Annotated in this window: 16 protein-coding genes and 1 riboswitch; of the genes, 7 read left to right on the top strand and 9 right to left on the bottom strand. The window is 68.4% G+C overall.

Features of this window, described 5'->3' with window-relative positions; genetic code table 11:
* Window positions 1-112: 112 nt before the first annotated feature.
* Window positions 113-712: a LytR C-terminal domain-containing protein gene (locus SK803_RS44840; protein ID WP_319972364.1), complete on the bottom strand. Its 600-nt coding sequence runs from the start codon at window positions 710-712 to the stop codon at window positions 113-115.
* Window positions 712-990 carry a DUF3263 domain-containing protein gene (locus SK803_RS44835; protein WP_319972363.1) on the bottom strand — a complete coding sequence of 93 codons (279 nt, stop codon included), beginning with the start codon at window positions 988-990 and terminating at the stop codon, window positions 712-714. The genes SK803_RS44840 and SK803_RS44835 overlap by 1 nt, the downstream gene beginning before the upstream one ends.
* A gap of 108 nt (window positions 991-1,098) precedes the next feature.
* Here SK803_RS44835 and SK803_RS44830 point away from each other — a divergent pair, with 108 nt between their 5' ends.
* On the top strand, window positions 1,099-1,680 hold the full coding sequence (locus tag SK803_RS44830) for a peptide deformylase (protein WP_319972362.1): 582 nt from the start codon (window positions 1,099-1,101) through the stop codon (window positions 1,678-1,680).
* 3 nt (window positions 1,681-1,683) lie between these two features.
* Here SK803_RS44830 and SK803_RS44825 read toward each other — a convergent pair whose 3' ends face one another.
* Window positions 1,684-2,619 carry an aldo/keto reductase gene (locus SK803_RS44825; RefSeq protein WP_319972361.1) on the bottom strand — a complete coding sequence of 312 codons (936 nt, stop codon included), beginning with the start codon at window positions 2,617-2,619 and terminating at the stop codon, window positions 1,684-1,686.
* 90 nt (window positions 2,620-2,709) lie between these two features.
* Here SK803_RS44825 and SK803_RS44820 point away from each other — a divergent pair, with 90 nt between their 5' ends.
* From SK803_RS44820 to thiD, 4 genes are all read left to right on the top strand, one after another.
* Window positions 2,710-3,312: a LysE family translocator gene (locus SK803_RS44820; RefSeq protein WP_319972360.1), complete on the top strand. Its 603-nt coding sequence runs from the start codon at window positions 2,710-2,712 to the stop codon at window positions 3,310-3,312.
* A gap of 96 nt (window positions 3,313-3,408) precedes the next feature.
* The gene (locus SK803_RS44815; protein ID WP_319972359.1) at window positions 3,409-3,546 is read left to right on the top strand and encodes a hypothetical protein; all 138 of its coding nucleotides are present in this window, start codon (window positions 3,409-3,411) and stop codon (window positions 3,544-3,546) included.
* Window positions 3,547-4,138: 592 nt separating this feature from the next.
* Window positions 4,139-5,779 (top strand): phosphomethylpyrimidine synthase ThiC, encoded by a 1,641-nt coding sequence (thiC, locus tag SK803_RS44810; RefSeq protein ID WP_319972358.1) that lies wholly within the window; start codon window positions 4,139-4,141, stop codon window positions 5,777-5,779.
* A complete protein-coding gene (gene thiD, locus SK803_RS44805; protein WP_319972357.1) occupies window positions 5,776-6,594 on the top strand; it encodes a bifunctional hydroxymethylpyrimidine kinase/phosphomethylpyrimidine kinase in 819 nt (272 codons plus the stop codon). The genes thiC and thiD overlap by 4 nt, the downstream gene beginning before the upstream one ends.
* A gap of 86 nt (window positions 6,595-6,680) precedes the next feature.
* Here thiD and SK803_RS44800 read toward each other — a convergent pair whose 3' ends face one another.
* The 5 genes from SK803_RS44800 to SK803_RS44780 form a co-directional block, all read right to left on the bottom strand.
* A complete protein-coding gene (locus tag SK803_RS44800) occupies window positions 6,681-7,070 on the bottom strand; it encodes an NUDIX hydrolase (protein ID WP_319972356.1) in 390 nt (129 codons plus the stop codon).
* Window positions 7,071-7,073: 3 nt separating this feature from the next.
* Window positions 7,074-7,517 (bottom strand): MarR family winged helix-turn-helix transcriptional regulator, encoded by a 444-nt coding sequence (locus SK803_RS44795; RefSeq protein ID WP_319972355.1) that lies wholly within the window; start codon window positions 7,515-7,517, stop codon window positions 7,074-7,076.
* A gap of 73 nt (window positions 7,518-7,590) precedes the next feature.
* Window positions 7,591-8,346, bottom strand: coding sequence for a thiazole synthase (thiG, locus tag SK803_RS44790; RefSeq protein ID WP_319972354.1), 756 nt, complete (start codon window positions 8,344-8,346; stop codon window positions 7,591-7,593).
* A 1-nt stretch (window position 8,347) separates the two neighbouring features.
* Complete coding sequence (gene thiS / locus SK803_RS44785) at window positions 8,348-8,548, bottom strand: sulfur carrier protein ThiS (RefSeq protein ID WP_319972353.1); 201 nt, start codon at window positions 8,546-8,548, stop codon at window positions 8,348-8,350.
* Window positions 8,545-9,492, bottom strand: a complete 948-nt coding sequence (locus tag SK803_RS44780; RefSeq protein ID WP_319972365.1) for an FAD-dependent oxidoreductase — start codon at window positions 9,490-9,492, stop codon at window positions 8,545-8,547. The genes thiS and SK803_RS44780 overlap by 4 nt, the downstream gene beginning before the upstream one ends.
* 3 nt (window positions 9,493-9,495) lie before the next feature.
* Window positions 9,496-9,607: riboswitch (TPP riboswitch) on the bottom strand.
* A gap of 26 nt (window positions 9,608-9,633) precedes the next feature.
* On the opposite strand from SK803_RS44780, the gene thiE reads away from it, so the two are divergent.
* Both thiE and SK803_RS44770 read left to right on the top strand, forming a co-directional pair.
* Window positions 9,634-10,275 carry a thiamine phosphate synthase gene (thiE, locus tag SK803_RS44775; protein ID WP_319972352.1) on the top strand — a complete coding sequence of 214 codons (642 nt, stop codon included), beginning with the start codon at window positions 9,634-9,636 and terminating at the stop codon, window positions 10,273-10,275.
* 31 nt (window positions 10,276-10,306) lie between these two features.
* Complete coding sequence (locus SK803_RS44770; RefSeq protein WP_319972351.1) at window positions 10,307-11,068, top strand: dioxygenase family protein; 762 nt, start codon at window positions 10,307-10,309, stop codon at window positions 11,066-11,068.
* Between the two features lie 3 nt (window positions 11,069-11,071).
* On the opposite strand, the gene SK803_RS44765 is transcribed toward SK803_RS44770, so the two are convergent.
* On the bottom strand, window positions 11,072-11,992 hold the full coding sequence (locus SK803_RS44765) for a S1 family peptidase (RefSeq protein ID WP_319972350.1): 921 nt from the start codon (window positions 11,990-11,992) through the stop codon (window positions 11,072-11,074).
* Between the last annotated feature and the right edge of the window lie 116 nt (window positions 11,993-12,108).

Raw genomic sequence — 12,108 nt, 5'->3', positions numbered from 1 at the left:
GCGTGTGGCGTGGAACTGGTCCTTGATCAGATTGGCGGGGTCCGGGGCGGAGCCCCGAAATCCCTAAAACGCGACACGCCCAACGCAAGGCGACCACCGCCCAAGCCGCGACCTACTTGTTCTTGGCCACACCCTGATAATCGTTCGTAACGATCAAAATCACCCCAGCCGCCGCAGACTGGATCCCGTCGAACCGAGGCTCAACCCGAGCCCGCAACACCGAAGCCAGCTCCTTGGCAGAAGCCTCTTCATCAGTCCCAGGCCGGAAATACACGGTAGTAGTCGGGATGGTCCCCGACGCGTAGTTCCCAGTCTCGGCAACAGTCCACCCGTTGGCCCGAACCTCATCCGAGGCCTTGGCAGCCAACCCGCTGACAGTCGAGTTGTTGTAAACCCGAACCGGAACCTTCGCAGCCCCAGGCGGAGTAACGGGCGGAGGCGGCACAACAGCAGACGACGCCGGCGTACTGGCGGGCGGAGCCGTAGTAGTAGTCGCAGCCGGAGGCGCCGACGAAGGAGTCGACTGCGTCTCGGAAGCAGTGGTAGGAGCCGGCGGCGCGGTGGACGACCCCTCAGCGACAGGAGGCGTATCACCCCCGCCACCGAACAAGCTGACCACGCCGATGATCAGCGCCACCGCGGCGACGCCGAGCAGGGCGAAACCGGCGGCCTTGGCCGGACGGGACGGGCTAGCGGACTCGGGGGAGGTCATCAGTCCTCGGTGCTCCTGGCGCGTGCGCGAACCCTCTGACGGCCTGTCCGCACGCCGCGCAACCGCTTGACCAGCATCGGATCGGCAGCCAGAGCGGCTTCCTTCTCAACGAGCGCGTTGAGCAGCTGGTAGTAGCGAGTGGCCGACATGTCGAACAGTTCCCTGATGGCCTGTTCCTTGGATCCCGAGTACTTCCACCACTGCTTCTCGAACGCGAGCATCGTGCGTTCGCGGCTGGTCAGCCCGTCAGCGGAGGTGAGCATCTCGGCGTGATCCATCTGGCTCCCCACGGTCGCCGCACCATCTCAGGTGCGGGCAATTCAATCACGTGATCGTTCCAACCTACCGCGCGACACCGACAGTTTTGGACCGCTTAAGGTCTGACCATGGCCGTGCATCGCATCCGCATCGCTGGTGACCCCGTACTTCACCACCCCACGCGTGAGGTCACCGAGTTCGACACCGAACTGAAGACGCTCGTCGACGACATGTTCGAGACGATGGCAGCCGCTCGCGGAGTCGGGCTCGCAGCCAACCAGATCGGTGTCGACCTGCGGGTCTTCGTGTACGACTGCCCGGACGACGACGGCGTCCAGCACCGCGGCGTGATCGTGAACCCGACGCTCGAGACCTCCGAGATCCCCGAGTCCATGCCGGATCCGGACGACGACTTCGAGGGCTGTCTGTCCGTCCCCGGCGAGGCCTACCCGACCGGACGCGCCCGTTGGGCGAAGGTGACCGGCCAGGACCTGGACGGGCAGCCGTTCGAGGTCGAGGGCACCGGCTTCTTCGCCCGTTGCCTCCAGCACGAGACCGACCACCTCAACGGATACCTCTACCTCGACCGCCTCATCGGGCGGTACAAGAAGGAATCCAAGCGGATGCTGCGCGACAACGAGTGGGGCGTGCCGGACCTCTCGTGGGACCCGGCAGACCCCTCGAACTTCCTCGACGAAGACGAGGACTGAGCGCTAGGGCCGGAGCACCGACTCCACCTGCTTCAGCTCCTCGGCCGACAGCGGCCCGAACTTCAGCGCACCCGCGTTCTCCTCGACCTGAGCCACCGTCCGCACGCCCGGAATCGGGATCAGGCGGGGAGAACGCGCCCAGAACCACGCCAGCGCACCCTGCACCAACGTCCTGCCACCGGACGTCAGCACGTCCCGCACGGCCTCCCGCGCCCGGAAGTACTCCGGTGACGGCCGTCCGTCGACGAAGAACCTCAGCCACGACGGGTTCGTGACGCGCACGTCGTCGGAGGGCAGCACGTCGAACGTCTCCCGCGCCAGCAGCCCCATGGCCAGCGGCCGGCGGCACAGGACGGCGTACTCCCCCGCGTACATCTCGGGGTTGTCGAACAGCACGTTGATGTCCGCCTGCGCGGCCACCCCGTGCTCCCCCTCGCAGAAGAACCGCGCCCGCTCCGGGTCGTCGGTGCTCCAGCCGTACGAAACGATCTTGCCCTCGCGGACCAGCACCTCGCACTCGTCGCGCAGCAGCGCGGCATCCTCCAGCGGCAGGTCCCCGACGTGCAGCTGGTACAGGTCGATCCGGTCGGTGCCCAAGCGCCGCAACGACCCCTCGACGGCACGGCGCAGGTACTCGACCGATCCCTCGTTGCCGGTCATCCGGCGAGCGGCGGCGTCGAACCCGCAACCCCACTTCGACGCGATCACCACCTCGTCACGCACCGACGCAAACGCTTGCCCCACCACCGTTTCCGCGTGCCCGCAGCCGTAGACGTCGGCCGTGTCGAACAACCGGACGCCCAGCTCGTGCGCCCGCTGCAGGGCCTTCACCGACTCCGCGTCGTCAGCCGGCCCCCAGCCGACCGGCGCACCGTCCGGACCCGAGAACGGCCCACCCATGGCCCACGTGCCGAAACCCAACTTCCCGAAATCCGTCATGGGCCCACCGAACATCCTGGAGCGCGCTCCAGGTCAAGAACCAGCCGCTTCTGATCAAAAAGGGATTGCCGCGTCGGCGACCATCGAGACATGCCTGTCGAAAACATCGTCGCCTTCGTCGCGGCCTCGTTCCTCATCGCACTGTCGCCAGGACCTGGCACGGCCATGGTCCTGCGACAGTCGGTGCACGGGCGAAAAGCCGCGCTGGCGACGGTGTTCGGTATGGAGGTCGGCGTCGCCTGCTGGGCGGTCGCGGCCGCGCTCGGCCTGTCGGTGCTGCTGACGGCGTCCGAGATCGCCTACCACGCGCTGCGGATCGGCGGCGCGGTCTTCCTGATCTACCTCGGCGTCAAGGCCCTGATCAGCAGGACCAAGCCCGAGTCAGCGCCACCACCGGCCAGTCACGCGTTCCGCAGCGGGCTGATCGTGAACCTGGCCAACCCGAAGCTCGGCGTGTTCGCGATCTCGTTCCTACCGCAGTTCGTGCCTGCCGGGGAGGCCGGCCAGGGGATTCTGCTCTTCCTCGCCGTGTTCTGGGTCCTGATCGACACCGTCTGGTACCTGATCATCGTGTCGATCCTGCACACCATCCGCGGCTGGCTCAGCAGGCCGCGGGTCCGTCCCGCGCTCGAGAAGCTGTCGGGCGGCGTGCTGCTGGCGCTCGGAATCCGGCTGGTACTCGACCCGCGTTGAGATCGGGCTGCCCCGGCGCCAGAACAGCTCGGGCAGCCCGGCCAGCTCGTCGAGGGTGTGACACGAGGCCATCGACGCGTAGCCGCCGGCCAGCACGTGCGCACGGATCCGGTCCAGACGGCCGAACTCGATCACCTCACCGGCGATCAGGAACGGCAGCACCAGCTGCCAGGCCTGCACCACCGCGGGCCGACGCCGGTGAGGTGCGCGCAGGGCGGCGCGGGCGACTCGTAAAAGGTGCTCGTTCGCGCTCATCGTGTACGGATGCGCCGAGTGGTCCCAGTTCCACCGGCGCTCCTCCGTCACGGCGCACCGCACGCACTCGACGGGCCCGGTGCCCAGTTCGGCACCGCAGCGCGAGCACGCCAGCAGTGTCATCGCCCAGTCGACGCACGTCCACGGGTACTGCCCGACGTCGGCGGAGGTCACCAGTTCGGCCAGTTCACGGTCGGCGAGCTGCGAGGACCTCCGCAGCTCCTCCCAGTCCGCGAGCCAGAACTGGTCGAGCAGTTCCGCGCAGAAGCCGCAGTCGGGGTAGCCGCGACCTGCGAGTTCACCGCAGGAAGGGCATGCCGAGACCACGGCGGGACGTTGACCGCGACGCGCGCCGGGCGGGAACGGCTGATGATCCGCCACGAGAGAGAACATTAGGGCCAAACCGTCCCCTTGGCAGCTGTGGCGCGCGCTGACTATGGTCGGGTCTCGACAACTCAACAAGAACGCGGGAGCTCGCGCCTGAAGCGGGCTGAGAGGGTGACTGGCTGTAGTGCCGGTGTCACCGACCGCCTGAACCTGACCGGGTAATGCCGGCGTAGGGAGGAATGTCGTGACGGCACTTGACGACCGTTCGGTCAAACCCAGTGTGACCACCGGCCCGATCTCCGGGTCCCGCAAGGTGTACCGAGATGGTGTGCCTTTTCGCAGGGTGGAACTGACCAACGGCGAGCATGTCGATCTCTACGACACTTCCGGTCCGTATACCGACGACAACGCCACCATCGACGTCCAAAGTGGACTACCCGACCTCAGGTCGGAGTGGATCGCCGCACGGGAACCGATCAACGGAGCTGTCAGCCAGCTCGCGTACGCGAAGGCCGGGATCATCACCCCGGAGATGCGCTACATCGCCGTGCGCGAGAACCTCGACGCGGAGTTCGTGCGCAACGAGGTCGCCATCGGGCGTGCGGTCATTCCGTTGAACCGCAAGCACCCCGAGGCCGAGCCGATGATCATCGGCAAGAAGTTCCTCGTCAAGATCAACGCCAACATCGGCAACTCCGCGGTGTCGTCGTCGATCGAGGACGAGGTCGAGAAGATGGTGTGGGCGTCCCGCTGGGGCGCCGACACGATCATGGACCTGTCCACCGGCAAGCGGATCCACGAGACGCGCGAGTGGATCCTGCGCAACTCGCCGGTGCCGATCGGCACCGTGCCGATCTACCAGGCGCTGGAGAAGGTCAACGGCGACCCGGCCGCGTTGACCTGGGAGATCTACCGCGACACCGTGATCGAGCAGTGCGAGCAGGGCGTCGACTACATGACCGTGCACGCGGGCGTGCTGCTGCGCTACGTGCCGCTGACGGCCAAGCGGGTCACGGGCATCGTCTCGCGCGGTGGTTCGATCATGGCCGCGTGGTGCCTCGCGCACCACCGGGAGAGCTTCCTCTACACGCACTTCGAGGAGCTCTGCGACATCCTGCGCACCTACGACGTGACGTTCTCGCTGGGTGACGGGCTGCGGCCGGGTTCCATCGCGGACGCCAACGACGCGGCGCAGTTCGCCGAGCTGAAGACCCTGGGCGAGCTCACGCACATCGCGCGGGCCAAGGACGTCCAGGTGATGATCGAGGGCCCCGGCCACGTGCCGATGCACAAGATCGCCGAGAACGTGCGGCTGGAAGAGGAGTGGTGCGGCGAGGCGCCGTTCTACACCCTCGGCCCGCTGGCCACGGACATCGCGCCGGCGTACGACCACATCACGTCCGCGATCGGCGCGGCGCAGATCGGCTGGCTGGGCACCGCGATGCTCTGCTACGTCACGCCGAAGGAGCACCTGGGCCTGCCGAACCGGGACGACGTGAAGACCGGCGTGATCACCTACAAGATCGCGGCGCACTCGGCGGACCTCGCCAAGGGCCACCCCGGCGTCCAGGACTGGGACGACGCGTTGTCCAAGGCGCGCTTCGAGTTCCGCTGGGAGGACCAGTTCAACCTGTCACTCGACCCGGACACCGCGCGCTCGTTCCACGACGAGACGCTCCCCGCGGAACCGGCGAAGACGGCGCACTTCTGCTCGATGTGCGGGCCGAAGTTCTGCTCCATGAAGATCACCCAGGACGTCCGCCGCTACGCCGAGGAACGCGGGCTGTCCACAGTGGAAGCCATCGAGGCGGGCATGGCGGAGAAGTCCGGCGAGTTCGCCGACACCGGGAACAAGGTCTACCTGCCAGTGGTGGAAACGACGTGACAGCAACACCTCCGAGGGTCCTCACCATCGCCGGAAGCGATTCCGGCGGTGGTGCGGGCATTCAGGCCGACCTCCGCACGCTCTTCGCGTGCGGGGTGCACGGCTGCGTGGCCCTGACCGCCGTGACGGTCCAGAACTCCCTGGGCGTCACGGGTGTCGCCGAAATTCCGGCCGCAACCGTGGCCGCGCAGATCATCTCGGTCGCCGAGGACATCGGTCTGCAGGCCGCGAAGACCGGCATGCTGGCATCGGCTCAGATCATCGAGGCGATCACACCCGCACTGGACCAGGTCGGCATCGGCCGCGGTCGCAAGACCCCGTTCGTCGTCGACCCCGTGTCGGCGTCGATGCACGGCGACCAACTGCTCGCGGACAACGCCCTGGACGCCTTGCGGGGCCTGCTCTTCCCGCGCGCGACGCTGGTGACGCCAAACCTCGACGAGGTGCGGCTGATCACGGGCATCGCGGTGAAGGACCGGGCCGACCAGCGGGTCGCGGCCGAGGCCCTGCACGCCATGGGGCCGGAGTGGGTGCTCGTGAAGGGTGGCCACATGTGGGACGACCCGGAGTGCCTCGACCTGCTGTACGACGGCAGGGAGTTCATCGAACTACCCGGTCCGCGCTACGACATCAAGCACACGCACGGCAGCGGCGACACTCTCGCGTCGTCGATCAGCTCGGCGCTGGCTCGCGGTGCGTCGGTGCCGGAAGCGGTGCGATTCGGCAAGGACTTCATCGTGAAGTCCGTGGCCGCGGCCTACCCGCTGGGCGCAGGGGTCGGGCCGGTCTCGCCGATGTGGAGGCTCGACAAGTAGCGGGCGCACATCGCGCGGCCGCTTCGCCCTGTGACGCGGCGAAGTGGCCGCCGACGTGTTGGCGCAGGCCCGCGAGGTGCTGGTCGCTAGCTCAGCCGCGCGAACCAGTTCGCGATCGAGCGCCGATACCCCTCCGGCATTGTCAGCCCGGGCACCTCGTCCACGGCGAACAGGCCGATTTCCTTGTGCTCGTGGGACAGCACGGGCTCGCTGTCGCCGACGAGGTGGCAGCCGTAGGTCACGATGAACACGTGCCACTTCCCGGCGATGGCGTACATCCACGAGTCGAGGATCGGGCCGGGCGTCACCTGCCAGCCCGTCTCCTCGGCGATCTCGCGGACTACGCACTCCTGCGGGGACTCGCCGGGCTCGATGCGGCCGCCCGGCAGCTCCCACTCGTCGCGCTCGTTCTTCAGCAGCAACACCTTGCCGCCGCGCACCACCACGCCCTTGATCGAGACGGGGTAGCTGAGCACGCGTTACTTCGACTCCTCGCCGACCAGCGTCTCCAGTGCGTCCAGCGCGTGCACCAGCGCCGAGACGTGCTCGGGCGAGAGCTGCTCGATGCGCCGCTGGAGTTCGCGCACCCGCGCGGACCGCACGCCGGAGACCATCGTCTCGCCCTCGGGGGTGGGGGTGGCGAGCCAGGCTCGGCCGTCCTGCGGGTCCGGTTCGCGCTTCACGTAGCCGGCCTCGACCAGTGCGGCGACGATGCGGGACAACGTCGGGGGCGCCACGCCTTCCTTGTTCGCCAGGTCGCCCAGGCGCATGGGGCCGCACCTCGCGAGGGTGGCGAGCGCGGAGACCGCGCCGGGGCCGAGTCCGGGGGAACCGGTGCGTCGCAGCAACCGGGCCAGCCGGCCGATCGCCAGGTACAGACGCGCGGTCGCGTCCTCGACCTCGGCGTCAATGGGGGCCGTCACGGCTTGTCGTCCTCCTCGGCGGATGGGTAATGCTCAATCATCCCCCAACACGTATGCACACAAGGTAGCGACCTCAGCGTCCCGGCGAGGACGCTTGGGCCCAAAACCTCTGCGGAATGCGGCCGGCCAGTCGCGCCAGCCGTCCGCCCTCGACCGCACAACGCATGGCGGCGCCCATCCGTTCCGGATCCTGCGCTCGCGTGACGGCCGTGGCCAGCAACACGGCTGAGCAGCCCAGTTCCATCGCCAGCGCCGCGTCCGACGCCGTACCGATGCCCGCGTCGAGCACCACGGGAACGGTGGCGCGGGAGGTGATCAGCTCGATGTTGTGCGGGTTGCGGATGCCGAGACCTGTTCCGATGGGCGAACCGAGGGGCATCACCGTGGCGCAGCCGATGTCCTGGAGCTTCAGCGCCAGCACCGGATCGTCGTTGGTGTAGGGCAGGACCACGAAGCCGTCGTTCACCAGCCGCTCGGCCGCGTCGAGCAGCTCGACCGGGTCCGGCAGCAGGGTCTCCTCGTCGTGCACGACTTCGAGCTTGACCCAGTTCGTCTCCAACGCCTCGCGCGCCAGCTGGGCGGTCAGCACGGCCTCGGCGGACGTGCGGCAGCCCGCGGTGTTCGGCAGGACCTCGATTCCAAGGCGCCGCAACAACTCCAGCACACCGGTCTGGCCGGCTGCGTCGACCCGGCGCATCGCCACGGTCGTCAGCTCGGTGCCGGAGGCCACCAGGGCGCGCTCCAGCACGGAGAGGTTCGCGGCACCGCCGGTGCCGGTGATGAGCCTGGACCGGAACTCCCGGCCCGCGATGATCAGCGGATCGTCCACGTCACCCTCCCTGGACCGCGGTCAGCACCTCGACCACGCCGCCGTCCGGCACGATCGTCTTGTCCCACAACGCCCTCGGCACCACGGCACCGTCCAGGGCGACTGCCACCCCGGAGCTCGGCGCGCCCACCAGCGACACCACGGCGGCCACCGACGAACCGTCGGCCAGGTCGCGAGATGTGCCGTTGACCTGTGCTTTCACGAACTTCCTCCCTTGAGCAGCCCGACCACGTGAAAAGCCGTGTGCGGGGCCAGCAGCAGACCGTTGCGGTGGTGGCCGGTCGCGGCGATGACACCCGGCTCGAGCCAGCGCACGATCGGCACGTTGTCCGGGCTGCCCGCGCGGAACCCGACGGCGGCCTCGGTCAGCGCGTACTCCGCGATGCACGGCAGCACGGTTTCCGCGTCCCGCAACAGGTCCCGCACACCCGCGACGGAGACGTCGGTGTCGAACCCCGCCTCGTACTGAGTGGCACCGACGACGAGACCGTCGTCACGCGGAACCAGGTACACCGGCCGACCCGACACCAGCGCGCGGATGGTGTGCCGCGGCGGCGGCAGGGCGCCAGGCCGGTGCGTCAGCCTCAGGATCTCGCCCTTGACCGGGCGGATCACGTCCTTCAGGGCCGGATGCAGCTCACCGCTCCACGCCCCGGCCGCGATGACCTCCACCCGCCCCTCCACATTGGACTTCACGCCGAGGTCGACGCATGCCTTCCACAGTGCGGAAAGCAGCGCGCGGTTGTCGACGGCGAGGTCGCCCGCCGCGTGCACGCCACCACGAACCGCCGGGCCCAAAGAAGGTTCGAGAGCACGGATCTCCCGCGAGGTCAGCAACTCCCCCGCGTGCCGCAGATCGGCGAGGTCACCGGGCTGCGTACCCACCGCGAGAGTTCCCGCGGTGAACAGCTCGACACCGATGGAAGCGGCGAAGTCCGGCCACATCCGCAGGGCCTCGACACCCTGCGCCACCACGGCTTCCTCGCCCGGCCACGCCTCCGTCAACGGCGCGAGCATCCCACCCGCGACCCGCGAACCAGCGTGCGGCGACCCGTCGTCGAAAACGGAAACCGTGTAGCCGGCCCGTGCCGCGAACAACGCGACGGACAGGCCGATGACACCGCCACCCCGGACGGCCACTTCCACACTGCTCAAGGCATTCACGCTCCCTGCGCCGGCATGACCCGGATCAGGTTCGACGGTCGGAGCGAACCACGCTCCCTCTCAGCCCGGTGTTCTCCAGGCTCCCGTGCGGACCGACCTCAACATAACGGTTAACGTGCGTACGTGCCAGGACTCGACGGAAACCTGATCAGGCAACGACTCGCCGACGCGACGCTCTACCTCTGCACGCCGAACCGGCCTGATCTGGCCGACTTCGCCGATGCCGCGCTCGCCGGCGGGGTCGACATCATCCAGTTGCGGGACAAGTCACTCGAGGCGAAGCAGGAGATCGCGGCGCTGGAGATCCTCGCCGAGGCCTGCGACACCCACGGGAAGCTGCTCGCCGTCAACGACCGCGCGGACATCGCCCACGCGCTCCGGGCGGACGTGCTCCACCTCGGCCAGGACGACCTGCCCGTCTCGTGCGCGCGCCACATCATCGGGGAGCACCCCGTGATCGGCCGCTCCACGCACGACGCCGGCCAGATGCAGGCGGCGGCGACGCAGCACGGCGTGGACTACTTCTGCACCGGCCCGTGCTGGCCGACGCCGACCAAGCCGGGACGCCCCGCGCCGGGGCTCGACCTCGTGCGCGCCACGAAGGGCATGCGGCGGCCGTGGTTCGCGATCGGCGGCATCGACCTGCAGAACCTCCACGAGGTCAAGGCCGCCGGAGCCACGCGCGTCGTCGTCGTGCGAGCCATCACCGAGGCCGAAGACCCCAGGGCGGCCGCCGAGTCGTTCAAAGTTGAACTTAGTCGTTGAAATTTGAACAAAACGGCGTACGCTCGATGACGTGAGCGCACCAGTGCTGTACCTGAGCCACGGGGCACCCCCGCTGGCCGACGACGAAACGTGGACCAGAGAGCTCAAGGACTGGTCCGCCACCCTCCCGCGCCCGGAGGCCGTGCTCATGGTCTCCGCGCACTGGGAGGAGGCGCCGACCACCATCGGCGCGACCGAGACCGTCCCGCTGGTCTACGACTTCTGGGGCTTCCCGCAGCGCTACTACGACGTCACGTACGAAGCACCGGGCGCTCCGGAGCTCGCCGACGACGTGCGCAAACTCCTCGGCGGCCACGTCGAGCAGGACGCGGAACGCGGCCTCGACCACGGCGCCTACGTGCCGCTGAAGGAGATGTTCCCCGACGCGGACGTGCCGGTGCTGCAGATGTCGATGCCCACGCTCGACCCGCGTGAGCTGCACGAGATCGGCCGCAAGCTCGCTCCACTGCGGGACCAGAACGTCCTGATCGTCGGCAGCGGGTTCATGACGCACAACCTGAGCTGCGTGAACTTCCCCGCCGGTCCGGACTACGAGCCGCCGTCGTGGTCGAAGGAGTTCGACGACTGGGCGCACCAGCAGCTGGCCAACGGCGACGTCGACGCGCTGCTCGACTTCCAGCAGAAGGCGCCGGCCGCCGGGATCGCACATCCGAGGACTGAGCACTTCGCACCGCTGTTCGTGGCACTCGGCGCGGCGAGCGACGAGAAAGCCCGTACCAGTGTTGAAGGCTTCTGGTACGGGCTCTCGAAACGGTCTGTTCAGTTCAGTTAGGACCTAGCCGCGCGTGAGAGTCAGGCCGTAGCGCGACAGGATCGGGTTCAGCGGCTGGAAGAACGTGGTGCCGCCGGACGAGCAGTTGCCCGAACCGCCGGAGGTCACGCCCTGGGCCTGACCGAAGCCGGAGCCCGCCACCCACGAACCACCCGAGTCGCCACCCTCGGCGCAGGCGTTGGTGCGGGTGAGACCCCGGACCGAGCCCTGCGGGTAGTTCACGGTCTGGTTCTTGGCCTGGACGGTGCCGCAGCGCCATCCGGTCGTCGAACCGGAACGGCAGATCTGCGCGCCGACAGCGGCCTCGGTGTTGCCGCGGACGATCACGTTCGCGCCGCCGTAGCGGTTGACCCACGGCCGCGACGTCCAGTTCGCGTTGGTGCGGACGTGCGCGTAGTCGTTGCCCGGGAAGACCGACGCCGCGAACGTGCCCTGTGCGACGCGGTTGAAGCCGGAGACCGCGGTGCCGGCTCGGCCGCAGTGACCTGCGGTGACGTAGCCACCGGTCACGGAGAAGCCGAGCGAGCAACGGCCGCCGCCCATGTAGATCGCGTCACCACCGCGCAGGTCGTACAGCGGGGTCGGAGTCTCGGTCACCTCGGCGACCTGGACCGAACCGCTGATGGACTTGGCGGTCGCGATCCACTTGTCCGCGGCCGCGTCACGGGTGTTCTTGTTGACCTCGACGACGACGCTGTTCGACTTCTCGTCGACGCGCCAGCTCGTGATGCCCGCGGGGGCGTTCATGAGGTCGAGAACCGACTTGGTTCCGTTGAGCTGGGTGAGCGAGTTCTTCACGACCTGGGTGTCGGCCCCGGTCACGGAGAGTCCTGGCCTGGTCACCGCGACGGTCAGTCTGCCGCTCGCCTGGTCGATCCACGCTCCGCCGAACGCGTCACCCAGCGAGGCCTTCGCGGTGTCCACGATCTCGCTCGACTTCTGGTCAGAGGCCAGACGGACGCGTGCCTGGTCAGCGTTCAGGCCCAAATCACGCTGGACCGCTTGGAGCAACTCTGCCGGGTAGCTCTCCGTATCGGAAC

It is taken from the genome of Lentzea miocenica, assembly GCF_033949945.1.
GTDB classification, from domain to species: Bacteria; Actinomycetota; Actinomycetes; order Mycobacteriales; family Pseudonocardiaceae; genus Lentzea; species Lentzea miocenica.
The sequence above is the reverse complement of the archived record's forward strand: the minus strand, read 5'-3'. Positions and strand labels throughout refer to the sequence as shown.